A 25132-nucleotide genomic window follows, 5' to 3' on the forward strand; every position below is an offset into this window, starting at 1 on the left:
CTCATGCCAAGTCCTCCGCGGCCCGGGCGAACAGCTGCCCGCGCTCTTCATAGTTCTTGAACATGTCGAAACTGGCGCAGGCCGGCGACAACAGGACTGCATCGCCCGGTTGAGCCAGGGCGCGGCACTGCTGCACCGCTTCATCCAGCGAAGCGACACGCACCAGCGGCACGGCATCGCCGAGCGCCTGGGCGATCAATTCGCGGTCGCGGCCCATCAGCACCACGGCACGGCAGTTGGCCGCCACCGGATCGCGCAAATCCTTGAAGTCGGCACCCTTGCCGTCGCCACCGGCGATCAGCACCAGTTTGCCTTCGATATCCGCGCCCAGCCCTTCAATGGCCGCCAGTGCGGCACCGACGTTGGTGGCCTTGGAATCGTTGTACCAAGCCACGCCATCGAGATCGCGAACCCACTGGCAGCGGTGCTCGAGACCGGCAAACGTGCGCAGGGCCGCCAGCATGGCATCGAACGGCAGGCCGACCGCGTGCCCCAGGGCCAGGGCAGCCAGGGCGTTGGCCTGGTTATGGGCGCCACGAATCTTCAGCTCGCGCACAGGCATCAGGTTCTGGAATTCGAAGGCCAGGTATTTCTCGCCATTCTCTTCGCGCAGCCCGAAGCCTTTGAAATCCGGAACCCCCAGGCCGAAGGACCAGCACGGCAACCCCTCGCCCAACAATGGCCGGGTCAGGGCGTCCTGGCGGTTGAACACCACTTGCCGGGCGCCACGGAAGATCCGGTGCTTGGCCAGGTGGTAAGCCGGCAGGCCGCTGTAACGGTCCATGTGGTCTTCGCTGACGTTGAGCACGGTCGCCACTTCGGCGCCCAGATGGTCAGTGGTCTCCAGCTGGAAGCTCGACAGCTCCATCACGTACAGCTCGACGTCGTCATTGAGCAGGTCCAGCGCCGGAGTACCGAGGTTGCCGCCCACGGCGACGCGCTTGCCGGCCGCTGCCGCCATCTCGCCCACCAGGGTGGTGACGGTGCTTTTGGCGTTGGAACCGCTGATGGCAATGATCGGCGCCTTGGCGTTGCGTGCGAACAGCTCGATGTCGCCGGACAATTTCACGCCACGGGCAGCCGCCGCCTGCAGGGCCGGAGTCGCCAGGGCCAGGCCGGGGCTCACGTAGAGCTCATCGGCGCGGCACAGGAATTCGACATCCAGCTCGCCACAACGCACGTCCACCTGGGGATAGTCACGCCGCAGCGTGGCCAGCTCAGGTGGATTTTCCCGCGTATCGGCCACAGCAAACGACACGCCCCGGTTCGCCAGGAAGCGAACCAGGGACATGCCGCTCTTGCCGAGGCCGACAACGATGCGGAAGTGGTCAGAAGCGATCAGGGACACTCGTTCTACCTCAGCTTCAGGGTGGCAAGGCCGATCAGCACCAGGATCACGGTGATGATCCAGAAACGGACGATCACACGCGGCTCGGGCCAGCCTTTGAGTTCAAAGTGGTGGTGAATCGGCGCCATGCGGAATACGCGGCGGCCGGTCAATTTAAAGGAAGCAACCTGAATGACGACTGACAGGGTCTCCATCACGAACACACCGCCCATGATGAACAGGACGATTTCCTGGCGAACGATGACCGCGATGGTGCCCAGGGCCGCGCCCAGCGCCAGTGCGCCGACGTCGCCCATGAAGACCTGTGCCGGGTAGGTGTTGAACCACAAGAAACCCAGGCCGGCACCGATCAGCGCGCCGCAGAACACGATCAGCTCGCCCGCCCCGGGCACATAAGGAATCAGCAGGTATTCGGCGAATTTCACGTTACCCGACAGGTAGCAGAAGATCCCTAGCGCGCCGCCCACCATCACCGTCGGCATGATCGCCAGGCCATCGAGGCCATCGGTAAGGTTGACCGCGTTGCTCGAACCGACGATCACCAGGTAGGTCAACACAACGAAACCTGCGCCCAACGGAATGCTGTAGTCCTTGAGCATCGGCAGGATCAGGGTGGTTTCCACCGGCGAGGCGGCAGTCATATAAAGGAAGATTGCCGCGCCGAGGCCAAACACCGACTGCCAGAAATATTTCCAGCGGCTCGGCAGGCCACGGGAGTTCTTCTCGATCACCTTGCGGTAATCGTCGACCCAGCCGATGGCGCCAAATAGCAGTGTCACCAGCAGCACGACCCAGACGTAACGGTTCGCCAGGTCAGCCCAAAGCAAAGTACTGATGCCAATGGACGACAGGATCAGCGCACCACCCATGGTCGGGGTGCCGGATTTGGACAGGTGGGACTGCGGGCCGTCGTTACGCACCGACTGGCCGATTTGCAGGTTCTGCAAGGTGCGGATCATCCACGGGCCCAGGAACAGCGACAACGACAGCGCGGTCAGCACACCCAGGATCCCGCGCAGGGTCAGGTACTGGAAGACCGCGAAGCCTTTGTGGAACTGTTGCAGGTACTCCGCTAGCAGCAGCAGCATTAATGTTTCTCCATACGGGTGCCGCACAGCGCCGCGACGACGTTTTCCATCGCTGCACTGCGTGAGCCCTTGATCAATAAGGTGGTGTTCGGGTCTTGCTCGGCCCCCAGGGCCTGGATCAGCTCGGCCTGAGTGGTGAAATGCTGTGCGTGTTCGCCAAACGCAGCGACCGCGTGGGCCATCATCGGGCCAACGGCATACAGCGCATCGACTTTGTCGCGCGCATAGGCACCGACATCGTGATGGCCCTGTTGCGCCCACTCGCCCAGTTCACCGATATCCCCCAGTACCAGCACGGTACGGCCGGAGAAACCGGCGAGGATATCCACCGCCGCGCACATGGACGTCGGGTTGGCGTTGTAGGTGTCGTCGATCACGCGCATGCCGTTGCTGGCCAATTGCGCAACACTGCGACCCTTGACCGGTTGCACCGCATTCAACCCGGCGACGATGCCCGGCAGCGACACGCCCAGGGCATGGGCGGCAGCGGCAGCGGCCAGGGCATTGGCGACGTTATGGGTGCCGAGCAGGTTCAACTGGACCCGCTCGGCGCCATCCGGGCTATGCAGGTTGAAGGCCGGGCAACCACGGGCGTCACGGTCCAGGTCGCTGGCGTAGAAATTCGCGGCAAGATTGCTCAGGGCGAAGGTCAACACCTTGCGCTCACCCGCCCGGACCTTCCAGGTTTCGAAAGCCTTGTCGTCAAGATTCAACACGGCGACGCCATCGGCATCGAGCCCTTCGATGATCTCGCCCTTGGCCTCGACGATTTTTTCCGGCCCGCCGAATTCGCCGACGTGGGCGGTCCCGGCATTGTTGAGCACCGCCACGTGGGGCTTGGTCATGGCTACGGTGTAGGCAATCTCGCCGAGCCGCGAAGCACCCAGCTCGATGACGGCGGCGCTGTGTTCCGGCGCCAGTTCCAGCAGGGTCAGCGGCACGCCGAGGTCATTGTTCAGGTTGCCCCGGGTCGCCAGCACAGGGCCGCGGGTGCGCAGGATGCTGGCAAGCATCTCCTTGACCGTGGTCTTGCCGCTGGAGCCGGTGATGGCCGCAACCGGGTTGCCAAACGCCGCGCGGTTCAGCGCGCCGAGTTGGCCCAAGGCCTGGCGAGTGTCATCGACCAGCAACTGCGGCAGCGTGCTGTTGGTCACTTCCCGCTCGACCAATGCTGCAACCGCACCTTTGGCGGCGACTTCATTCAGGTAGTCGTGGCCGTCGAAACGCGGCCCGGCCAGGGCGACGAACAACTGCCCCGGGGCAATGGCCCGGCTATCGATGCTGACCCCGTCGAAGCTGGCATCCGCAGCCAGCAGGCGTGCATTCAGGGCGTTGGTCAGCTCGCTGAGTTTCAGGGCCTTAAGCATGGGCCACCTCCCACGCGGTCAGGGCGTGATCGGCTTCCACCAGATCGGAGAACGCATGGCGTTCGCCGTTGATTTCCTGATAGTCCTCGTGGCCCTTGCCGGCCAGGACGATGACATCCTCCGCCGAAGCGCTGGCAATCAACTGGGCGATGGCCTGGCCACGACCTGCTACGAACGTGACGTTATCCACCGCCGAGAAACCGGCACGGATGTCGTCGAAAATCTGCAACGGATCTTCGCTGCGCGGGTTGTCGTCGGTAACCAGCACGCCGTCGGCCAGCCGCTCTACCACTTCAGCCATCAGCGGGCGCTTGCCGCGATCGCGATCGCCGCCGCAGCCGAACAGACACAACAGCTTGCCTTTGGCGTGAGGTCGCAGGGCCATCAAGACTTTTTCCAGGGCATCGGGGGTATGGGCGTAGTCGACCACCACCAACGGTTGCGTTCCGCCACCCAAGCGCTGCATGCGACCGGCCGGGCCTTCGAGCTTCGGCAGGACCTTGAGGATTTCATCCAGCGCGTAGTCCAGCCCAAGCAAGGCGCCGATGGCGGCCAATACGTTGCTCAGGTTGAAGCGACCCAGCAAGCTGCTGCGCAGATGGTGTTCGCCCTGGGGCGTGACCAGCGTGGCACGCACGCCTTCGTCAGTAAATTGCGCCTGGCGCACATACAGGTAGGCGCTGGCATCTTCCAGGCTGTAGGTGATCAACCGCGATTCGCGCTGGTCGGCGGCCAGTTGCCGACCGAACTCGTCATCGATGTTGATGACCCGGCATTTCAAGTCGTTCCAGGCAAACAGCTTGGCCTTGGCTTCGCCGTAGGCCTGCATGGTGCCGTGATAATCCAGGTGATCCCGGGACAGATTGGTCAGCACCGCGACGTCAAAGGCCAGAGCAGTCACTCGCCCCTGGTCCAGGCCGTGGGAAGAGACTTCCATCGCAACGGCCTTGGCACCGGCCTTTTTCAGATCCGCCAGGGTCGCTTGCACGGCAATCGGGTTCGGCGTGGTGTGCAGGCCACTTTCCAGCGCGCCATGAAAGCCGTTACCCAAGGTTCCAACAATGCCGCAATGCTGGCCGAGCAGGTCCAAGGCCTGGGCCACCAACTGGGTGACGCTGGTCTTGCCGTTGGTGCCGGTCACGCCAATCAGGTTCAGGTGACGGCTCGGGTCGCCATAGAAACGCCCAGCGATGTCCGACAACTGCGCTGCCAGCCCCTTGACCGGAATCAGGGGGACGTCAGTGATCGGCAGTACGGTTGCGCCTTGCACTTCATAAGCCACGGCAGCCGCACCGCGCTTCAAGGCGTCGGCGATATGGGAGCGACCATCGAACCTGGCGCCCGGCACCGCCAGGAACAAGTCCCCGGCACGTACATTGCGGCTATCCAGGGCCAGCTCGCGAATCAGCAGATCGTGACCGGCGTGGGCAAAAATCTTGTTCAGGCTCAGGGACATCAGCCACGCCCTCCTTCGGCTTTCAGGGGAACGACCGGTGCGGTATTGGCCTGCTGGGTCGGTGGCAGGTTATCCGGGGTAATGTTCATCAGCCGCAGGGTGCCGGACATCACTTTGCTGAACACCGGCGCCGAAACCAGGCCACCGAAATAGCCCGCCTTGCTCGGTTCGTCGATGACCACGACGATGGCGTAGCGCGGGTCGCTCATCGGGCCGAAGCCGGCAAACAGCGAACGGTAGGAATTCTCGGCATAGCCTTTAGTGCCCACGGAGGTCTTACGGGCCGTACCCGACTTGCCAGCCACGTGATAGGCCGGCACCTGGGCGCGATAGACACCGCGCGGCGCCTCGATCACCTGTTGCAGCATGCCCTGCATGGTCTTGGCGACATTCTCCGGGATCACCTGGGTAGTCTGCGGCGCTTTGTCGGTTTTGATCAGCGTCAGCGGTGCGATGCGCCCATTGTTGGCCAGCGCGGAGAAGGCGTGGACCAGTTGGATCGCCGTCACGGATACCCCGTAGCCGTAGGACAAGGTAGCCGTTTCGGCCTTGCGCCAGTCGCGGTAGTTCGGCAGGTTGCCGACACGTTCGCCTGGGAAACCCAGGCCGGTGTCCTGGCCGAGGCCGATCTTCTGAGCCAGGCGATAGATCGTCTCACCGCCGATATCGAAGGCAATCTTGCTCATGCCCACGTTACTGGAATTGATCAGGATGCCGGTCAGGTCCAGCACCGGGCCTTCGGTCTTGGACACGTCGCGAATGGTGTACTTGCCGATCTGCAGCGTGCCCGGATACACCTCGACGGTGTCGCTCGGTTTCCAGCGCCCGGTTTCCAGGGCAGCGGCCATGGACACGGCTTTCATGGTCGAACCCGGCTCGAACACGTCGATCATCGCGCGGTTACGCATCATCGCCGGTTGCAGGTTGCGACGGTTGTTCGGGTTGTAGGTCGGCTGGTTGACCATGGCCAGGATCTCGCCGGTCTTCACGTCCATGATCACCAGGCTGCCGGCCTTGGCACCGTTCTCGACGATGGCATTACGCAACTCGCGGTTGGCCAGATATTGCAGGCGCAGATCAATAGACAACGCCAAGGGCTTGCCGGCCTTGGCGTTTTTGGTGACTTGGACATCCTTGATCAGCCTGCCGCGCCGATCCTTGATGACCTGTCGCTTGCCGGCAACCCCGGCGAGCCATTCGTCATAGGCCAGCTCGACGCCTTCGCGCCCCCGGTCATCGATGTCGGTAAACCCGACCATGTGGGCCGTGACTTCACCGGCCGGGTAAAAACGCCGGAACTCTTCAATGCCATAGACGCCCGGGACTTTCAGGTCGAGCACGCTCTGGCCCTGCTCGGGGGTCAACCCGCGCACCAGGTAAATGAATTCTTTGTTGGCCTGGGCTTCGAGACGCTCGGCCAGGGCCTTGGGATCCTGTCCAAGAGCGGCCGCCAGTGCTGGCCATTTTTCCTTGGCCAGCTGCATTTCCTTGGCATTCGCCCACAAGGTGGTCACCGGCGTACTCACGGCCAACGGTTCGCCGTTGCGGTCGGTGATCAGGCCACGGTGAGCGGGGATCGGAATATGCCGCACGCTACGGGCATCGCCCTGCCCCTTGAGGAAGTCACGGTCGACCACCTGCAGGTCGATGATGCGCCAGGAAATGGCCGCCACCATGATCCCGAGCAAACCCAGGACCAGGCGGAACCGCCATGGGAACAGCGCCCCTTCAAGCTTCATCATGGCGTCACCATCTGCACTTCGGCAGCGCCAGGGATGCGCATTTTCAGCTGTTCGGTGGCCAATACTTCGATGCGGCTATGGGCGGTCCAGGTGCTCTGTTCCAGGATCAACCGGCCCCACTCGGCCTGCGCCTTGTCGCGCACGCTCAACTCGTTGTAGAGGGTATTGAGAAGCTGACGGTTCCAGTGCGCGCTATAGGACACGGCGATGGCCGACACGAGCACGCCGATAAACAGCAGCAGCATGAAAAAGCTGCCGCCCGGCAGAGGCTTGGCGAAGAGCTTGCTCACCGCAACTTCTCCGCGACACGCATGACCGCGCTACGGGCACGCGGGTTGGCCTTGAGTTCCGCCTCGGAGGCGAACTGCGCCTTGCCATGGATCTTGATTTTCGGCACGAAGGCTTCGAAACGCACCGGCAGGTTGCGCGGCAGGTTATCGGCTTCGCCCTTGGTGAGCTTGCGCATGAACAGCTTGACGATCCGATCTTCCAGGGAATGGAAGCTGATCACCACCAACCGACCACCGATCTCAAGCGCTTCGAGGGCCGCTTCAAGGCCCGCCTCGAGGTCGCCCAGCTCATTGTTGACGTGGATGCGCAAGCCCTGGAAAGCACGGGTCGCCGGGTTCTTGCCCTTCTCCCAGGCCGGGTTGGCGACTTTCAGCACTTCGGCCAGATCGCCGGTGCGCTCGAACGGCTTGATGTCGCGACGCTCGACCACGGCGCGCGCCATGCGGCCAGAGAAACGTTCTTCGCCGTATTCCTTGAAGACACGAGCGATTTCTTCCACCGGGGCAGTGTTGACGAATTCGGCAGCGCTGATTCCACGGGACGGGTCCATGCGCATGTCCAGCGGGCCGTCATTGAGAAAACTGAAGCCGCGCTCCGGGTCGTCCAGCTGCGGCGAAGACACGCCCAGGTCGAGCAGGACGCCACTGACCTTGCCGGCCAGACCGCGTCCGGCGACTTCCGAACCCAGCTCGGCAAAGCTGCGCTGCACAATGACAAAGCGGCCGTCTTCGGCCGCCAGCGCTTGCCCTGTGGCAATCGCTTGAGGATCCTTGTCGAAGCCCAACAACCTTCCGTCCGGACCGAGCTGGCTGAGAATCAACCGGCTGTGCCCGCCACGCCCGAACGTACCGTCCAGATAGCAGCCATCAGGACGTACGGCGAGAGCCTCGACGGCCTCGTCCAGCAGTACGGTGATGTGGTTAAAGCCGCTATCAATAGTCACAGGATCAAATCACGCAGTTCATCAGGCATGGCGCCCGGTTGTTGAATAGCAGCGAGGTCGGCGGCAGAAACCGCATTCCAGGCATCTTCGTCCCACAGTTGGAACTTGTTCAGTTGGCCTACCAGCATCGCGCGCTTGTCCAGCTTGGCGTATTCGCGCAGACGCGGTGGCACCAGGAAACGACCGCTGCCATCGAGTTCAAGGTCGACGGCATTACCGATCAGCAAGCGTTGCAGGCGGCGGTTTTCTTCTCGTAGCGAAGGCAATGCGCGCAGTTTGGTTTCGATGATTTCCCACTCATCAAGGGGGTAAACACACAAACAAGGATCAACGGCGTCGATCGTGACGATTAATTGCCCCGAACTTCGCGAAACGAGCTCGTCACGATACCGGCTCGGCATGGCGAGACGGCCTTTTGCATCGAGACTGATAGCGTTAGCTCCGCGAAACACGTCAGCGTTTCTCCACTTTTTGGCGTTTTACCTTCAAAAAAACCCACTTCATGCCACTTTCCGCCACTTGCGCACACTATAGGAATGCGCCCACCGCACCGTCAAGGCGCGGATTGAAGGAAAAGCCTTATAGATCGGAGATTTAGGAGCGTTTCAGGAGGGGTAACAAGAATCTGACGTAGGAAATTTCGCCTCAACCCGAATGGGCACAGGAGGCTGCGCGCACAAGTTAAAGTGATTTATTAAGAGTAAGATTTTTTTGGTATTAGGAACTGCGTCTGCCAGTGATTCCGACAGGGAGGGGAAAAGGTGGAGAGTCGATCTGTAAGCCGGGTTCTGTCTTGAACAGTCATTCGTCTACGATGGCCATCACTGGACATCTTTAGCAACCTACCCGGTCCCAGCGCGGGCCACGCCTTGGGACCCTATTTGGTCTTGCTCCAAGTGGGGTTTACCTAGCCACGAACTGTTGCCAGACGTGCGGTGCGCTCTTACCGCACCTTTTCACCCTTACCGGCGCCGAAACGCTTAGGCGGTTATTTTCTGTGGCACTTTCCGTAGGCTCACGCCTCCCAGGCATTACCTGGCACTTCGCCCTATGGAGCCCGGACTTTCCTCCCCCCCCTAATTCTCATAGAGGGCAGCGACTGTCCGATCGACTCTCCGCCGCGAAGGTTAACGGTAGCGGGCCTGAAGAACAAGCGCTAAAAGCCCTTGGCCAGCCCCGTGTCCCGGTTTCACTGGTCCTTCTGTTTTTCCAGCGCAACCTGATACAGCACGTTCTTACGCTCGCCGGTGATCTGCGCGGCAAGGGCAGCGGCGCGCTTGAGAGGCATCTCCTCAAGCAGCAGGTTCAGGATGCGTATCGCTTCGCTGTTGACGGCCTCCTCACTTTCTGGCGCGGTCCAACCGGCCACCAGTACCACGCATTCGCCGCGCTGTTGATTGCTATCGTTTTCGACAAACGCCCGCAGCTCGGCCAAGGGCAGCCCCTTGAGGGTTTCGAAGGTTTTGGTCAGCTCACGGGCCAGCAAGGCCGGACGCTCGGGGCCGAACACCAGCTCCATATCCTGCAGGCATTCCAGGATGCGGTGCGGCGCTTCATAAAAGATCAGCGTGCGCGACTCCTCCTTTATGGCCTCAAGACGCGCCCGCCGCCCCACCGCCTTGGCCGGCAGGAAACCTTCGAAGATGAAACGGTCCGACGGCAAGCCTGCTGCCGACAGCGCTGCGATCAACGCACAAGCCCCCGGCACTGGCACCACGTTGATACCGGCTGCCCGGGCCTGGCGCACCAGGTGATAACCGGGATCGGAAATCAACGGCGTCCCCGCGTCGGAAATCAGCGCCACGTTATCGCCCGCCAGCAAACGGGTGATAAAGCGACTGCCTTCGTCACGCTCGTTGTGTTCGTGGCAGGCCGCCAACGGCGTGGAAATGCCAAAATGCTGCAACAGGCGCTGGGAATGGCGCGTGTCTTCGGCCGCGATAAGGGCAACGTCCTGCAGAATCTTCAGCGCCCGGGCACTGATATCGTCCAGGTTGCCGATGGGCGTCGCCACCACATACAGCGAGCCGGCAGCGGAATTCAAAGCGCCTGGAGCAGTCAAGACACATACCTCATGATCGGTAAAAACCGCCATTGTAGCGTGTGCCGGCCGCCTCAGCTGATCACATCAACCATTGTGGCGAGGGGATTTATCCCCGCTGGGCTGCGTAGCGCCCCCAAGACCTTGCGCCTCGGTGTGTCAGGTGGAACGGTTTTCAGCCTTTTCTGGGCTGCTGCGCAGCCCAGCGCGGATAAATCCCCTCGCCACAGGTTTAGTGCCGTCACCTGAGTGAGCAGCGTCTTTTGTGCTACGCCGCACTCTTTGAAATACCTAAATTGATCGATTCACGCCACTAACATCGCGCCCCGGCCAGTGCTTGGGTACAATTCGACGCTAATTTGATCTCGTATCAGGAACACTTACATGATCGCTTGCCTGCGGCTGCTCTCCGCCCTCTGCCTCGCTGCCCTCCTGGCGGCCTGCGCCAGCTCGCCCTCGTCCAGCCTTGGCGAACTTCCCCGGACCCCGGATGCCAGTATCGAGCAGTTGCTCGAACAGGCCGTCCAAAGCAAAGACCCAGAAAAAGCCGCCCTGTTGCGCCTGAGCGCGGCAGACCTGGCCTACCGCCAAGGCAATGCCGGCCAGTCCGCGCAGATCCTGCAACAAGTGCCCATGGAGCAACTCAAGCCCGGCCAACAGATTTTCGCCAGCACCCTGGCGGCCGAACTGGCAATGACGCGCAACCAACCCAAGGCGGCGCTGACCGCCCTGAGCCACCCTAGCCTGCAACACCTGAGCGAAATGCCGGTAGAGCAGCAAGTGCGCACCGGCACCGTCCGCGCCCGCGCCCTCGAGGCCGATGGCCAGACCCTGGCGGCCGCCAAGGAACGCATCTTCATCGCACCGCTGCTGCAGAACGAAGCCGCGGCGAAGAACCACGAAGCGATCTGGACATTGATCGCCTCGCTGCCCACCGACCAACTGCAACCGACCACCACCGACGACCTCGGCGGCTGGCTGGGCCTGGCCAAGGCAGTGAAAACCGCCGGTACCCTGGAGCAGCAACAAGCCGCCATCGACAGCTGGCGCGAACAGAACCCAAAGCACCCGGCCGCTCTCCAATTGCCAACACCGCTGGTCAAGCTCAAGGAACTGGCGAGCCAGCCGCTGAGCAAAATCGCCCTGCTGCTGCCACAAAGCGGCCCGCTGGCCACTGTCGCCAAAGCCCTGCGTGAAGGTTTCATGGCGGCGCACTACCAGGCGCAACAGGCCGGGCAGAAGCCGCCGAGCATTCAGTTCTACGACAGCGCCAGCCTGACCTCCATGGACGAGTTCTATCGCAAGGCCCAGGCTGACGGCGTGCAAATGGTCGTCGGCCCGCTGGAAAAACCACTGGTCAAGCAGATCAGCTCCCGCCCGCAACTGCCGATCACCACCCTGGCGCTGAACTACAGCGAAGGCGAACAAGGCCCACCCCAACTGTTCCAGTTCGGTCTGGCAGCCGAGGATGAAGCCCGCGAAGTCTCCCGCCGCGCCCGTACTGATGGCCTGCATCGCGCCGCGGTCATGGTACCCAAGAGCGAATGGGGCGATCGCGTACTGAAGGCCTTCAGCCAGGACTGGCAGGCAAACGGTGGCACTATCGTCGCTGTGGAGCGGGTCGACCAGCCGGTGCAACTGGCACAACAGATCGCCGACATGTTCCAGTTGCGCCAGAGCGAAGGTCGCGCCAAAAGCCTGCAAAGCACCGTGGGCACCACAGTCGCGGCCCAGCCGTCCCGTCGCCAGGACATCGAGTTCATCTTCCTGGCGTCAACTCCGCAACAGGCCCAGCAGATCAAGCCAACCCTGAATTTCCAATACGCAGGCGACGTGCCGGTTTACGCGACTTCCCAGGTGTTCAGCGCCAACGGCGACCAGAACCAGTACAACGACATGAACGGCATTCGCTTTTGCGAAACCCCGTGGTTGCTCGACGCCAACGACCCTCTGCGCAAGCAGGTCACCGCCCAGTGGCCCCAGGCCGGAGGCAGCATGGGCCGCTTGTATGCAATGGGGGCAGATGCCTACCGCCTGGCACCGCGCCTGGGTCAGCTCAAGACCTTGCCGGACAGCCGCATCGAAGGCCTGACAGGCAGCCTGGCAGTGTCGCCATCCCAGCGTGTGCAGCGCCAATTGCCCTGGGCCGAGTTCGTCAGCGGCCAGGTACAGCGCCTGCCGGACACTCAGCGCTGATGCCTGACCGATCACGCCAGCAAAGCGGACGGGATGCCGAGGGCCAGGCCCTCGCGCATCTTCAGCAACGAGGTCTGCGCCTGTTGGCGCAGAACTGGTTGTGTAAACGCGGCGAGCTTGATCTGGTCATGCTTGACAGCGATACAGTAGTATTCGTCGAAGTCCGCTACAGAAAAAATACCCAATGGGGCGGTGCGCTCGACAGCATCGATGGGCGCAAGCGCCAGAAGCTGATTTTCGCCGCGCAGTACTTCCTGCAAAAGGAGTCTCGCTGGGCCGATTATCCCTGCCGTTTTGACGTCGTTGCCATCGACAGCGACGCCGATCAGTTGAACTGGCTGCAGAACGCCTTCGACAGCTGACCCCCATGCCGAACCGGACACCTTCACTTAACTTTTTTGCTCTTTGCTTTGCGGGCCGCACATGTTTGTGCCGATAAGCCGCGCTACTTAAGGTCACACAGATGGACATGCAATCGCGAATTCGCCAGCTTTTTCAGGCCAGTATCGACACCAAGCAACAGGCGATGGACGTACTTGCACCGCACATCGAGCAAGCCAGCCAAGTGATGGTCAACGCCCTGCTCAACGAAGGCAAAATGCTCTCGTGTGGCAACGGCGGTTCTGCCGGCGACGCGCAACACTTTTCGTCGGAGCTGCTCAACCGCTTCGAACGCGAGCGCCCGAGCCTGCCGGCCATCGCACTGACCACCGACAGCTCGACGATCACCTCGATCGCCAACGACTACAGCTACAACGAGATATTCTCCAAACAGATCCGCGCCCTGGGCCAACCTGGCGATGTGCTGCTGGCGATTTCCACCAGCGGCAACTCGGCCAATATTATTCAAGCGATCCAAGCCGCACATGATCGCGAAATGATTGTCGTAGCATTGACCGGTCGTGACGGCGGTGGCATGGCGTCACTGTTGTTGCCTGAAGACGTCGAGATCCGCGTACCGGCCAATGTCACTGCACGTATTCAGGAAGTCCACCTGCTGGCGATCCATTGCCTTTGCGACTTGATCGACAGCCAACTGTTCGGGAGTGAAGAATGACCCCTAATCGCCTAGGCCTTCTGGCCCTGACCCTGTGCCTCGGCATCAGCGGCTGTACATCGGTGGTTAACGCCAGCCGGGAAAAGCCGATTGAAGATGACCGCGGCACCCGCACCTTCGGCAGCAAGATCGACGACTCCCTGATCGAAACCAAGGTGGGAGTGAACATCGCCAAGGCCGACCCTGACCTGGACAACAACTCGCACATCGTCGTGACCAGCTTCAACGGTGTGGTGCTGCTGGCCGGCCAGACCCCACGCGCCGACCTGAAGGCCAAGGCCGAGCAGGAAGCCAGCGCCGTGCAACGGGTCAAGACCGTGCATAACGAGTTGCAGGTCCTGCAACCCTCCTCGCTGCTGGCACGTCAGAACGATGCGTGGCTGACCACCAAGATCAAGACCCAGATGCTCACCGACGCCAGCATTCCCGGTTCGCGCATCAAGGTTGTGACCGAGAACGGCATCGTCTATCTGCTGGGCTTGCTGACCAAGAAGGAGGCCGCGCAGGCGACCAACCTGGTGCAGGGGGTTTCCGGGGTGCAGAAGATCGTCAAGTTGTTTGAGTACATTGACTGATACTGAGCTCCTGTCGCTCAAGAGAAACGGCGCTTCTTCCGAGACGGAAAGCGCCGTTTTTTTTGGGCTTCGTTTTTTTGGAGGGAGTTTGGCCGGTGTGTATGTCCGTTACCGCAGAAACGGATATGCACACCAACGACACCCAAAAAAATGCCCGCATCTCGCGACACAGGCATTTTCCTAACCAAGCTGCCAGGCTTTCACACAGTCCATGACTGGATGGCCTTTTTGCACAACCCGCTATTTCACCACTTTCAGACTCGGCCGGCCGCTAGGACGTGGCGGCTCGTCATCCGGTGGTGGCAGATCATCATCCGGCTCGAGCTCGTCGTCGCCGTCCAACGGCGCCTCCAGCTCAAACACCATGCCCTGGCCATTCTCCCGGGCATAAATCCCCAGGATCGAGGCCACAGGCACGTACAGAGTGTGCGGCACGCCACCGAAGCGCCCTTCGAAGCTGACCGCATCGTTATCCATGTGCAGGTGACGCACGGCGGCCGGCGATACGTTCAGGACAATCTGCCCGTCGTTGGCAAAACCCTGCGGCACCTGTACCGATGGATACTCGGCGTTGACCAGCATGTGCGGGGTGCAATCGTTGTCCACAATCCACTCGTAGAGCGCGCGGACCAGATAAGGTCGACTGGAGTTCATAGCGGCTCCTTAAGCCTTAGCGCATGTCGCGTTCGACACCAGACAGACTCGCCTGGAAAGCCTCGCGCGCAAACTGGCGCTCCATATAATCAAGCAGCGGCTTGGCAGGCCGCGGCAGTTCGATACCCAGAATCGGCAAACGCCAGAGTATTGGCAATAGGCAGCAATCCACCAGACTTTGTTCCTCACTAAGGAAAAACGGCTTGTCGGCGAATAACGGCGACACGCCAGTCAGGCTTTCACGCAACTCTTTACGCGCCACGACCCGCGCCGGCTCCTTGGTTCGTGAATCCAGGATCAGATCCACCAACCCGCACCAGTCACGCTGGATGCGATGGATCAGCAAACGACTGTTGGCGCGTGCGACAGGGTACACCGGCAGCAAAGGCGGATGCGGATAACGCTCATCCAGGTATTCCATCACCACGGTCGACTCCCACAATGCCAGGTCACGATCGACCAGTGTGGGCAGGCTGCCGTAAGGGTTCACTTCGATCAGCTTCGGCGGCTGACGACCCGCTTCGACGTAAATGATCTCGGCGCTGACACCCTTCTCTGCCAGTACGATGCGTACCCGGTGGGAATAGTGGTCGGCGGGGTCGGAGTAACAGGCCAACCGATTGGTCACGCCCATGGCGGTCCTCCTCGCTTGTTGAAATTATCGAAAAACGGAAAAACGAGCGCGCCCGAAGGGCGCCTCCCGTAACACCTGGCTGACCAGGCTCGTTACACTTTCAGAGACGCCCTTGGGCGCGCACGATTAACAGCAACGGATTACAGCTTTATCAATGCACGTCTTTCCAGTATTCACGCTTGAGCAGGTAAGCGAATACGAAGAAGAACGCCAGGTACAGCAATACGTACGTACCGATGCGCTGATGCTCCAGCTTCACCGGGTTGGCCGAGTAGGCCAGGAAGGTCACCAGGTTCTTGACCTTCTCGTCGAACTGCTCTGGAGTCAGGCTACCGGTGTTCGGCAACACGGTCAGCTGGTCGCAGGCTTCATGCGTCAAAGCGGTGCCGGTCAACGGGTCGAATTGCTTCTTGCCATCCTCGACGATCTGCACCTGCTTGCAGCCTACCACTTGACGACCCTGGAGGCCGACCAGAACGTTCGGCATGCCGACGTTCGGGAAGACTTTGTTGTTCACACCCCATGGACGCGCAGGATCCTCGTAGAACGAACGCAGGTAACCGTAGAGCCAGTCGGTACCACGTACACGGGCTACCAGGGTCAGGTCAGGCGGCGCAGCGCCGAACCAGGTCTTGGCGTCTGCTGGCTGCATGCCGATGGTCATGTGATCACCCAGCTTGGCACCGGTGAATACCATCTTCTCGAGCATCAGTTCGTGAGGAATGCCCAGGTCATCGGCCACTCGCTCGTAACGCTGGAACTTGGCACTGTGGCAACCCATGCAGTAGTTGGCGAACGTCCGTGCGCCGTCCTGCATGGCAGCTTTGTCGGAAACGTCGATGTCGACTTTTTCCAGCTCTGGGCCACCGTGTTCGGCCGCGAAGGACAATACAGGCATAGCAGCAAGAATCAGTACAGCAAATAGCTTTTTCATCAGCCAGTCACCCTTTCCGGAACCGGTTTGGTCTTCTCGAGCCTGGTATAGAACGGCATCAGAATGAAGTAGGCGAAATACAGGAAGGTGCAGACCTGCGACAGCAACGTACGCTCCGGGGTCGGCGCCAGTACACCCAACACACCCAGGATCACGAACGAGATGCAGAACACCACTAGCCAGATCTTGCTCAGCCAGCCTTTGTAGCGCATCGACTTGACGGGGCTGCGGTCCAGCCACGGCAGGACAAACAGTACGGCGATGGCCGCGCCCATGGCGATAACGCCCATCAGCTTGTCTGGAATCGCCCGCAGAATTGCGTAGAACGGTGTGAAGTACCAGACCGGGGCAATGTGCTCAGGGGTCTTGAAGGCGTTCGCTTGCTCGAAGTTCGGCTTCTCGAGGAAATAACCACCCATTTCCGGGAAGAAGAACACGATCGAGCAGAAGATGAACAGGAAGACCACCACGCCGACGATATCTTTCACGGTGTAGTACGGGTGGAAGGCGATGCCATCCAGCGGTACGCCGTTCTCGTCCTTGTGCTTCTTGATGTCCACGCCATCCGGGTTGTTCGAGCCGACTTCGTGCAGCGCCAGGATGTGCAACACCACCAGACCGAGGATCACGATCGGCAGGGCCACGACGTGCAAGGCGAAGAAGCGGTTCAGGGTAATGCCGGAGATCAGGTAGTCACCACGGATCCACTGGGTCAGGTCGTCACCGATGACCGGGATCGCACCGAACAGCGAGATGATCACCTGGGCACCCCAGTAGGACATCTGGCCCCACGGCAGCAGGTAGCCCATGAAGGCTTCGGCCATCAGCGCCAGGTAGATCAGCATGCCGAAGACCCACACCAGCTCACGAGGTTTCTGGTACGAACCGTAGAGCAGGCCCCGGAACATGTGCAGGTAAACCACGATGAAGAACGCCGAAGCGCCAGTGGAGTGCAGCAGACGCAGGATCGAGCCGTACTCGACGTCGCGCATGATGTATTCGACCGAAGCAAACGCCTCTTCCGCCGAAGGGGTGTAGCTCATGGTCAGCCAGACACCGGTGACGATCTGGTTGACCAGAACGAGCAATGCCAGGGAGCCAAAGAAGTAGAAGAAGTTGAAGTTTTTTGGGGCGTAGTACTTGCTGAGATGGTCTTCCCACATTTTGGTCGCGGGAAAGCGCGCATCAACCCAATCCATGAATTTGCTCATCACGCTTTCTCCGTGTCGACGCCGATGACAATGATGTCGTCCGACTCATAGGAATGCGGGGGAACTGGCAGGTTCAGAGGTGCAGGCTGAGACTTGTAGACGCGACCCGCCAGGTCGTAGTGGGAGCCGTGGCAAGGGCAGAAATAACCACCGACCCAGTCCTTGCCCAAGTCGGCTGGAGCCACTTCAGGGCGGAACGTTGGCGAGCAACCCAAGTGCGTGCAGATCCCGATCAGCAGCAGGACTTCCGGCTTGATCGAACGCGTCTCTGGGTCGACATAGGTCGGTTGCGTCGAGTTCTTGGAGGTGGGGTCAGACAACTGGCCCTCGATCTTTTTCAGATTCCCCAGGATTTCCTCGGTACGGCGGACGATGAACACCGGCTGGCCGCGCCACTCAGCAATCATCTGCTGGCCTGGCTCGATCTTGCTGACATTCACTTTCACCGGTGCACCTGCAGCTTTCGCCTTGGCACTGGGAAACCATGACCCCACGAACGGGACCGCAGCCCCCACCGCTCCTGCAGCACCCACCACGGATGTGGCTGCTACCAGGAAGCGACGCCGGCCTGCATTCACGCCGTCATTGCTCATTCAGTCCTCTCCCATCAGCTTTGTGGCCTGTTAAATCAGGCGTCTACTAAGTAAAAATCTGAACTTATAAAAATTTTGCCGAATGGTAATGAAAAGCCCCAATATTGACAAGGTAATTACCAAGCGGCCAAACCGCCAAGCCTTGTAGTATAGGGCCTCTACGGATGTGGCAAGTTGTCACAGCATAAATATTTCGCCCATAAAAAAACGCCCAGCTCCGTAAGGAACTGGGCGCTTTTTGAACGCGAAAGCGAATTAACGCTTCGAGTACTGCGGACGCTTACGCGCTTTACGCAGACCGACTTTCTTACGTTCAACTTCGCGAGCATCGCGAGTTACGAAGCCGGCTTTGCGCAGAGCACCACGCAGAGTCTCGTCGTAATCCATCAGGGCGCGAGTGATGCCGTGGCGGATTGCGCCAGCTTGACCACTTACACCGCCACCGATAACAGTGACGTAGATGTCGAATTTTTCGACGGTCTCGGTCAGTTCCAGCGGCTGACGAACTACCATGCGGGCAGTTTCGCGGCCGAAGAAGTTATCCAGGGAGCGGTTGTTGATGGAGATGTTACCAGTGCCCGGACGCAGGAAAACGCGTGCGGTTGCAGTCTTGCGACGGCCAGTGCCGTAATTTTGAGTCGCCGACATAATGAACTATTCCGTTAAAACTTCAGTTCTTGGGGCTGCTGAGCAGTATGAGGGTGAGCAGCGCCCGCATATACTTTCAGCTTACGATACATGTCGCGACCCAGTGGGTTCTTAGGCAGCATGCCTTTAACCGCGGTCTCGATCACGCGCTCAGGGGCTTTGGCGATCAGCTTTTCGAAGTTGATCGACTTGATGCCGCCAGGAAAACCGGAGTGGGAGTAGTACATTTTGTCAGTGGTTTTAGCGCCAGTAACACGTACTTGCTCAGCGTTGATCACGACGATGTAGTCACCGGTGTCAACGTGAGGGGTGTACTCAGGCTTGTGCTTGCCACGCAGACGGCTCGCGATTTCGGTGGCCAGACGACCCAGGGTCTGACCAGCAGCGTCGACGACAAACCAGTCGCGCTTTACTGTTTCCGGTTTAGCAGTAAAAGTTTTCATTCTTTATAGCCTCAGGGGCCGCCCTGTAAATTAGACGGCGGATCTTACTGAATAGTGCGTACTTTGACAAGTCAAAGGCAGCCGGATACAGACGCTTTCGGGGGCTCGGGTCGGCGCGTCCGTTCAACGGCAAGATTCTTCGGCGGCGGCGCATCACTTCCACTGCAGAAAGAGGTGCGCAATTATGCAGATTGCGAAAAATAATTCAACCTGCTTTTATGATTGTTTTGCCCAAGGAGTCACCGATGGACTATCGCCAGCTAGGCCGTACCGATCTGAACGTGAGCGCCTTGTGCCTCGGAACCATGACCTGGGGTGAGCAGAACAGCGAGGCCGAGGCCTTCGCCCAGATCGAACGCGCCAAGGGTGCCGGCATCAATTTCATCGACACCGCCGAGATGTATCCGGTGCCGCCGAAGGCCCAGACCTACGCCACCACCGAGCGCTACATCGGCAATTACTTCAAGAGCCGCGGCGACCGTGCCGATTGGATCCTGGCAAGCAAGATCGCCGGCCCCGGCAACACCATCGACTACATCCGCGACAGAAACCTCAAGCATAACCGCCAGCACATCGTCGAAGCCGTGGATGCCAGCCTCAAGCGCTTGCAGACCGACTGGATCGATCTTTACCAATTGCACTGGCCGGAGCGCAGCACCAACTTCTTTGGCCAGTTGGGCTACAAGCACAAGGCCGACGAAGACTTCACCCCCCTGGAGGAAACCCTCGAAGCCCTGGACGAACAGGTCCGGGCCGGCAAGATCCGCCACATCGGCCTGTCCAACGAAACGCCTTGGGGCACCATGAAATTCCTCGCCCTGGCTGAAGCCCGTGGCTGGCCGCGAGCCGTGTCGATCCAGAATCCTTACAACCTGCTCAACCGCAGCTTCGAGGTCGGCCTCGCGGAAATCGCCATCCGCGAACAGTGCGGCCTGCTGGCCTATTCGCCCCTGGCGTTCGGTTTCCTGTCGGGCAAATACGAAAACGGCGCACGACCAGCCAAGGGTCGCCTGACCCTCTATAGCCGCTTCATGCGCTACTTCAACCCGCAATCGGAAGCGGCGTGCAGCCGCTATGTGGCGTTGGCCCGCGAACATGGCCTGGACCCGGCACAGATGGCCCTGGCGTTCGTCACCCAGCAGCCATTCGTCACCAGCAACATCATTGGCGCCACCACGCTGGAGCAACTGGACAGCAACATCGCCAGCTTCGACCTGAAGCTGTCGGACGACGTGCTGGCGGGGATCGAGGCGATTCACAAGGATCAGCCGAACCCGGCGCCTTGATTGATTCATAGACCCAATCGCGAGCAAGCTCGCTCCCACAGGGTTCTGTGCCGATCACAAAATCGTGAACAGGCATAAATCAATGTGGGAGCGAGCTTGCTCGCGATGGCGGCCTCAGGCTCACAGCGAATTCAAAGCGACCGCGCAATAATCTCCTTCATGATTTCATTGGTCCCGGCATAGATCCGCTGTACCCGTGCATCCGCCCACGCCCGGGCAATCGGGTATTCCCACATGAAGCCGTAGCCGCCATGCAACTGCACGCATTCGTCGAGCACCTTGCATTGCAGGTCCGTGCCCCAGTACTTGGCCATTGCCGCCGTCGGCACGTCGAGCTTGCCTTGCAGGTGCAGTTCCAGGCAGCGGTCGACGAAAACCCGGCCGATCTGGATCTCGGTGGCCATTTCCGCCAGCTTGAAGCGCGTGTTCTGGAAGTCCGCGATGGATTTGCCGAACGCCTTGCGGTCACGGGTGTAGTCCAGGGTCCACTGCAGCGCCGCTTCGGCCGAAGCCAGACCACCGATGGCGACGGTCAGGCGTTCCTGGGGTAGCTCCTGCATCAAATAGGCGAAGCCCATTCCTGCCTGGCCAAGCAGGTTTTCCTTCGGCACGCGGACATCCTGGAAGAACAATTCCGACGTGTCCTGGGCCTTCATTCCGACTTTTTCCAGGCGCTTGCCCTTTTCAAAGCCAGGCGTGCCCGCCTCCACCAGGAACAGGCTGGTGCCCTTGGCGCCAGCCTTCGGGTCGGTCTTGGCGACCACGATCACCAGGTCAGCCAGGAAACCGTTGGTAATGAAGGTCTTCGAGCCGTTGATGACGTATTCGTCACCGTCCAGCACCGCCGTGGTCTTTACGCCTTGCAGGTCGGAACCGGCGCCCGGCTCGGTCATGGCGATGGCCGTGACCATCTCCCCAGACACCAGTTTCGGCAGGTACTTGTGCTTCAGCGCTTCACTGCCGTAATGCAGGATGTAGGGCGCGACGATGTCGGAATGCAGCGAGAAGCCGATCCCCGTCAGCCCCAGGCGTCCGATTTCCTCAATCACTACCGTGCTGTAGAGGAAGTCTGCGTCGAGCCCGCCATAGGCCTCTGGAAGGTGCGAGCACAACATGCCCGCCTCCCCCGCCTTGTTCCAGAGTTGGCGATCGACATGACCCTGTTTTTCCCACTGACTGTGGTACGGCACCGCTTCTTTTTCGAGGAAGGTTCGTACGCTGTCGCGAAACAGTTCGTGCTCGGGAGCGAACAAGGTTCTTGGGATCATGGCGCACCTTTGGTTATTGTTGAATGTGGTTATCCAACAGAGCCTATGCCTGCGATGTACGACAGGACACTGGACACATCCGACAAAAAATAAGACGATCCAGCCGTCTGGTGACCACTTTCCCCTATAAAAACAAGATGAATTATGTCTATGCACGCCTCTACGCCTTTGCGGCGCGTCAGCATCCTGGCGATCGACCGGGTTTTCGCTTCCACCCTCATGCAAGCCAAGGATTTCTTCCATCTGGCCAGCCTGCGTTATGGCAAACAATTGGGCCACGGCCTGACACCGGCCTTCGAAACCCGCCTGGTCAGTCCTGACGGCAAGCCAGTGAACAGCTTCAGCGATGTGATCATGCCGGTGGATGGCGGCCTGGAAAATACCGATGTAATCATCCTGCCAGCGTTCTGGGACGATTTCGCCAACCTTTGCCAACGTTACCCCCAGGTCCTGCCCTGGCTGCGGGAACAGCATGCGCGCGGAGCGGTGCTCTGCGGCGAAGCCACCGGGGTATTCTGGCTGGCTGAGTCCGGGCTGCTCGACGGCAAGGAAGCCACCACCTACTGGCGTTTCTTCAACACCTTCAAGGAACGCTTCCCCCAGGTGCATCTGAACCAGGACAAGCACCTGACTGACGCTGACAACCTGTTCTGCGCCGGCGGCACGACCTCGGCCTGCGACCTGTACATTTACCTCATCGAACGCTTCTGCGGCGCCAACGTGGCCCAGGCCGTAGCGAGGGACATCCTGTACGAAGTGCAACGCAATTATTCGCCGGGAAGAATCGGCTTCGGCGGTCAGAAACTGCATCAGGACGTGATCATCCTGCAGATCCAGCAATGGCTCGAAGAACACTTCGCCGACAAGTTCCGCTTCGAAGACGTCGCCCGCGAACACGGCATGAGCATCCGCAATTTCATGCGCCGCTTCCAGACCGCCACCGGCGACAAACCACTGCATTACCTGCAACGACTACGGATAGAAACCGCCAAGGGCCTGCTATCCGGCAGCCGCAAGAGCATCAAGACCATCAGCTACGAGGTCGGGTACGACGACGCGAGCTTTTTCGCCCGACTGTTCCGCCAACACACCGACCTGTCGCCGAACCAGTATCGGCAGCAGTTTCAGCAGGCGGCGTGAATCGGAGCTGAATGCAAAATCCAATGTGGGAGCGGGCTTGCTCGCGAAAGGGGCCGACATTCAACATTGATGTCGACTGATGCGCCGCCTTCGCGAGCAAGTCCGCAGTGTGTGCATGGAAAGGTCGCCCCCTTTTGCACATTCCTACATAAAAAGCGGAATGCAGAGCGCCCGAGCGCTGGATTTCGCTCACATACACCACCGCATGAACACCGCACCATCGTTCCCTGAAAGACATCATCAGGGAAGAGCAACCATGACCATCGGATCAAGCTACAACTACCCCGCCTCTGCCGCCAAGGAAGTCGCTCGAACCAAGCGCTCGGCGGACAATAAATGGGCAGTTCGCTTTCCAAACCCACCCGATTTGTGCTTCGACTACCGGGCGTTGGTCGAACAGAAAAACGGCATCGCCACGGCCACTGATCCACAACACAGGATTTGCATCATAGGCGCCGGCATCACCGGCTTGACTGCCGCCAGAGAACTTTATCGCTGCGGATTCACCCACATCACCTTAATAGAACAATCCAGGCGCATAGGCGGCAGGCATCTGACCGTTCCCGGAAGCAAACACTCCAGCGCAAGCCATACACCCTTTGAGATGGGGGCAATGCGTATGCCCTTTTTCAACCAGGTTGATGAGCCACCGACAGAAGGACGGTCGATGATGGCTTACTACGCAAAGACCTTTGACTTATCAACGTCGGATTTTGCCAATCCGGGAAGCCAATGGGTCCGCTCGACAGGCATCTTCCTGCGCGAGGGCAGCCTTGGGGGTGAACCGGCCCCACAAATGCAGATCTGGAAAAATGAAGACGGCCACACACCGCCTCCCGGCAAAGAGTTGCAAAAGGTTTACTCCAAGTGGAAAGCCTTTGCCGACCGTATGACTCGGCACATCGCAGGGGTTTACGCCAGTGCGGGATGGGAAACCATGTGGGCCGCTATTGTTGCAAAGTACGAGAGCGTTTCGTTTCGCGACCTGGTAAGTATGCCGGTATTACAAAACTGGGATGAACGCTCTCCGGGAGACTTTGGCGGGATGGGAATGTCCGCAGAAGAGTCCGCAATCTTCTACGCGATTGGCATAGGCGACGGCAGCTGGGGTGCATTTTATGACGTCTGCTCTCTTTATCCCCTGCGCACCGCCATCTTTGGATTCAGCAGCCACCTGCAACTGATCCATGGTCGGGTGGACCCGAAGGGTGACCCGCTCGCTTCACCCCACCTGCACAGCGAAGCGGTTTTCGACTCCACGGGGCTGATTTTCGACAGCCCCCGCTACGTCGGGCTCGCCGCATTGGCCGAGTGTCTACTGTTCATGAAAACCGATGAAACCCAAAAGTCCTTCTACGAACACTGCCGCGAAAAGACCGATGGTTTGCTCACGGATTCCTCCGTGACAAAACTAACAAAATTGGCTAACCAAAAAATCCGCGTCCACTTCAACTGGAAACACAGCCAGCCCGAGCAACTCCAGCAACGCTCTGAAGATTTCGACTCGGTCATCATGACGCTTCCCTCCTGGCTGATCGAAACGCGCATCGAGCTTGAAAACTTCACTGCGCAAATGCTGCCTTTCGAGACCATCAATGCTTATAAAACAGCTCACTGGGAAACCAGTTGCAAGGTCTTTGCGCCATTAAAAAAATCGTTCCTTTCCAAAAACAGCAAAATTCCACAGGCCATCGTCACCGACAGCTTCATCCACGATGTCTACACCTACCGCTACAACGACAACTACAGCTATGACTGCATTCTCCTTAGCTACACGTGGGAAGACGACGCAACCAAACTCGCCTCATTCACCGACAAGGAACTGGTGACCAAGTGCGCCAAAGAGCTGGATCGAATACTCATGAAGTGCACCAACGTGCGCGAGACAATTTCTCCCTATATCGGGCTCGATCAGGCCAAAGTCCAACGCTGGATGACCGATACAAATGCGCTGGGTTGCGCAAAATTGTACCGGCCTGGCACCTATTACGATGCTGTGAGCTTGATGAAGTACAACCGGGATTTTGGACATCATTCAGGCCTGTACTTTTCTGGCGAATCATTTTCGGTAGACGCCGGCTGGACGGAGCCTTGCTTTCGAGGTGCCGTCGATGCAGTCATTCATATCTGCAACAAAACCGCTGCGATATTCAATGGTGATTTTTCCATGAGCGACTATCCGCATTACAAAACCGCGACCTGACGTCCCTCTGCCCT

The 25132-nt window shown here is 59.7% G+C and carries 24 protein-coding genes and 1 other RNA gene; 7 read left to right on the forward strand and 18 right to left on the reverse strand.

What is annotated here, in order from left to right; all coding sequences use genetic code 11:
* Position 1: 1 nt before the first annotated feature.
* The 10 genes from murD to rsmI form a co-directional block, all read right to left on the reverse strand.
* Complete coding sequence (murD, locus tag SGN16_RS24180; protein WP_210640754.1) at positions 2-1348, reverse strand: UDP-N-acetylmuramoyl-L-alanine--D-glutamate ligase; 1347 nt, start codon at positions 1346-1348, stop codon at positions 2-4.
* A gap of 5 nt (positions 1349-1353) precedes the next feature.
* Positions 1354-2436, reverse strand: coding sequence for a phospho-N-acetylmuramoyl-pentapeptide-transferase (mraY, locus tag SGN16_RS24185; protein ID WP_210640756.1), 1083 nt, complete (start codon positions 2434-2436; stop codon positions 1354-1356).
* Positions 2436-3803, reverse strand: a complete 1368-nt coding sequence (gene murF / locus SGN16_RS24190) for a UDP-N-acetylmuramoyl-tripeptide--D-alanyl-D-alanine ligase (protein WP_335945573.1) — start codon at positions 3801-3803, stop codon at positions 2436-2438. The genes mraY and murF overlap by 1 nt, the downstream gene beginning before the upstream one ends.
* Positions 3796-5259, reverse strand: a complete 1464-nt coding sequence (locus SGN16_RS24195) for a UDP-N-acetylmuramoyl-L-alanyl-D-glutamate--2,6-diaminopimelate ligase (protein WP_210640759.1) — start codon at positions 5257-5259, stop codon at positions 3796-3798. The genes murF and SGN16_RS24195 overlap by 8 nt, the downstream gene beginning before the upstream one ends.
* Positions 5259-6998 carry a penicillin-binding protein 2 gene (locus SGN16_RS24200; RefSeq protein ID WP_162893922.1) on the reverse strand — a complete coding sequence of 580 codons (1740 nt, stop codon included), beginning with the start codon at positions 6996-6998 and terminating at the stop codon, positions 5259-5261. The genes SGN16_RS24195 and SGN16_RS24200 overlap by 1 nt, the downstream gene beginning before the upstream one ends.
* Positions 6998-7291: a cell division protein FtsL gene (gene ftsL, locus SGN16_RS24205; RefSeq protein WP_210640760.1), complete on the reverse strand. Its 294-nt coding sequence runs from the start codon at positions 7289-7291 to the stop codon at positions 6998-7000. The genes SGN16_RS24200 and ftsL overlap by 1 nt, the downstream gene beginning before the upstream one ends.
* Positions 7288-8229 carry a 16S rRNA (cytosine(1402)-N(4))-methyltransferase RsmH gene (gene rsmH, locus SGN16_RS24210; protein WP_123344356.1) on the reverse strand — a complete coding sequence of 314 codons (942 nt, stop codon included), beginning with the start codon at positions 8227-8229 and terminating at the stop codon, positions 7288-7290. The genes ftsL and rsmH overlap by 4 nt, the downstream gene beginning before the upstream one ends.
* A 2-nt stretch (positions 8230-8231) precedes the next feature.
* On the reverse strand, positions 8232-8687 hold the full coding sequence (gene mraZ, locus SGN16_RS24215) for a division/cell wall cluster transcriptional repressor MraZ (protein ID WP_003205355.1): 456 nt from the start codon (positions 8685-8687) through the stop codon (positions 8232-8234).
* A 309-nt stretch (positions 8688-8996) separates the two neighbouring features.
* Positions 8997-9350, reverse strand: an RNA gene (rnpB, locus tag SGN16_RS24220) — RNase P RNA component class A.
* A 74-nt stretch (positions 9351-9424) separates the two neighbouring features.
* A complete protein-coding gene (gene rsmI / locus SGN16_RS24225) occupies positions 9425-10330 on the reverse strand; it encodes a 16S rRNA (cytidine(1402)-2'-O)-methyltransferase (protein WP_335945574.1) in 906 nt (301 codons plus the stop codon).
* Between the two features lie 330 nt (positions 10331-10660).
* Between rsmI and SGN16_RS24230 the strand changes: the two genes are divergently transcribed.
* The 4 genes from SGN16_RS24230 to SGN16_RS24245 all read left to right on the forward strand — a co-directional run bounded on the left by SGN16_RS24230 (position 10661) and on the right by SGN16_RS24245 (position 14104).
* On the forward strand, positions 10661-12472 hold the full coding sequence (locus tag SGN16_RS24230) for a penicillin-binding protein activator (RefSeq protein WP_335945575.1): 1812 nt from the start codon (positions 10661-10663) through the stop codon (positions 12470-12472).
* Entirely contained in the window at positions 12472-12834 is a 363-nt protein-coding gene (locus SGN16_RS24235; protein ID WP_335945576.1) for a YraN family protein, read from the forward strand. Before SGN16_RS24230 ends, SGN16_RS24235 begins: the two co-directional genes overlap by 1 nt.
* Positions 12835-12935: 101 nt before the next feature.
* A complete protein-coding gene (locus SGN16_RS24240; RefSeq protein WP_007904374.1) occupies positions 12936-13529 on the forward strand; it encodes a phosphoheptose isomerase in 594 nt (197 codons plus the stop codon).
* Positions 13526-14104, forward strand: coding sequence for a BON domain-containing protein (locus SGN16_RS24245; protein ID WP_003178201.1), 579 nt, complete (start codon positions 13526-13528; stop codon positions 14102-14104). Before SGN16_RS24240 ends, SGN16_RS24245 begins: the two co-directional genes overlap by 4 nt.
* Positions 14105-14344: 240 nt before the next feature.
* Here the strand turns inward: SGN16_RS24245 and SGN16_RS24250 are convergent, their stop codons facing one another.
* From SGN16_RS24250 to rplM, 7 genes are all read right to left on the reverse strand, one after another.
* Positions 14345-14758: a ClpXP protease specificity-enhancing factor gene (locus SGN16_RS24250; RefSeq protein ID WP_210640767.1), complete on the reverse strand. Its 414-nt coding sequence runs from the start codon at positions 14756-14758 to the stop codon at positions 14345-14347.
* A gap of 16 nt (positions 14759-14774) precedes the next feature.
* Entirely contained in the window at positions 14775-15392 is a 618-nt protein-coding gene (locus SGN16_RS24255) for a glutathione S-transferase N-terminal domain-containing protein (RefSeq protein ID WP_210640769.1), read from the reverse strand.
* Between the two features lie 151 nt (positions 15393-15543).
* Positions 15544-16326, reverse strand: a complete 783-nt coding sequence (locus tag SGN16_RS24260; protein WP_210640771.1) for a cytochrome c1 — start codon at positions 16324-16326, stop codon at positions 15544-15546.
* On the reverse strand, positions 16326-17537 hold the full coding sequence (locus SGN16_RS24265) for a cytochrome bc complex cytochrome b subunit (protein WP_003205362.1): 1212 nt from the start codon (positions 17535-17537) through the stop codon (positions 16326-16328). The genes SGN16_RS24260 and SGN16_RS24265 overlap by 1 nt, the downstream gene beginning before the upstream one ends.
* Positions 17537-18130, reverse strand: a complete 594-nt coding sequence (petA, locus tag SGN16_RS24270) for a ubiquinol-cytochrome c reductase iron-sulfur subunit (protein WP_109754820.1) — start codon at positions 18128-18130, stop codon at positions 17537-17539. Before petA ends, SGN16_RS24265 begins: the two co-directional genes overlap by 1 nt.
* A 255-nt stretch (positions 18131-18385) precedes the next feature.
* The gene (rpsI, locus tag SGN16_RS24275) at positions 18386-18778 is read right to left on the reverse strand and encodes a 30S ribosomal protein S9 (RefSeq protein WP_003205364.1); all 393 of its coding nucleotides are present in this window, start codon (positions 18776-18778) and stop codon (positions 18386-18388) included.
* A gap of 14 nt (positions 18779-18792) precedes the next feature.
* Positions 18793-19221 carry a 50S ribosomal protein L13 gene (gene rplM, locus SGN16_RS24280; protein ID WP_003205365.1) on the reverse strand — a complete coding sequence of 143 codons (429 nt, stop codon included), beginning with the start codon at positions 19219-19221 and terminating at the stop codon, positions 18793-18795.
* A 245-nt stretch (positions 19222-19466) separates the two neighbouring features.
* Here rplM and SGN16_RS24285 point away from each other — a divergent pair, with 245 nt between their 5' ends.
* A complete protein-coding gene (locus tag SGN16_RS24285; RefSeq protein WP_210640773.1) occupies positions 19467-20507 on the forward strand; it encodes an NADP(H)-dependent aldo-keto reductase in 1041 nt (346 codons plus the stop codon).
* A 131-nt stretch (positions 20508-20638) separates the two neighbouring features.
* Here the strand turns inward: SGN16_RS24285 and SGN16_RS24290 are convergent, their stop codons facing one another.
* Positions 20639-21775 (reverse strand): acyl-CoA dehydrogenase family protein, encoded by a 1137-nt coding sequence (locus SGN16_RS24290; protein ID WP_210640775.1) that lies wholly within the window; start codon positions 21773-21775, stop codon positions 20639-20641.
* A gap of 243 nt (positions 21776-22018) precedes the next feature.
* On the opposite strand from SGN16_RS24290, the gene SGN16_RS24295 reads away from it, so the two are divergent.
* Both SGN16_RS24295 and SGN16_RS24300 read left to right on the forward strand, forming a co-directional pair.
* Complete coding sequence (locus tag SGN16_RS24295) at positions 22019-22915, forward strand: GlxA family transcriptional regulator (protein ID WP_335945617.1); 897 nt, start codon at positions 22019-22021, stop codon at positions 22913-22915.
* 256 nt (positions 22916-23171) lie between these two features.
* Positions 23172-25118 carry an FAD-dependent oxidoreductase gene (locus tag SGN16_RS24300; protein ID WP_335945577.1) on the forward strand — a complete coding sequence of 649 codons (1947 nt, stop codon included), beginning with the start codon at positions 23172-23174 and terminating at the stop codon, positions 25116-25118.
* The last annotated feature ends 14 nt before the right edge of the window (positions 25119-25132 follow it).

This window comes from Pseudomonas sp. G166 (assembly GCF_037027455.2).
Taxonomy (GTDB): domain Bacteria; phylum Pseudomonadota; class Gammaproteobacteria; order Pseudomonadales; family Pseudomonadaceae; genus Aquipseudomonas.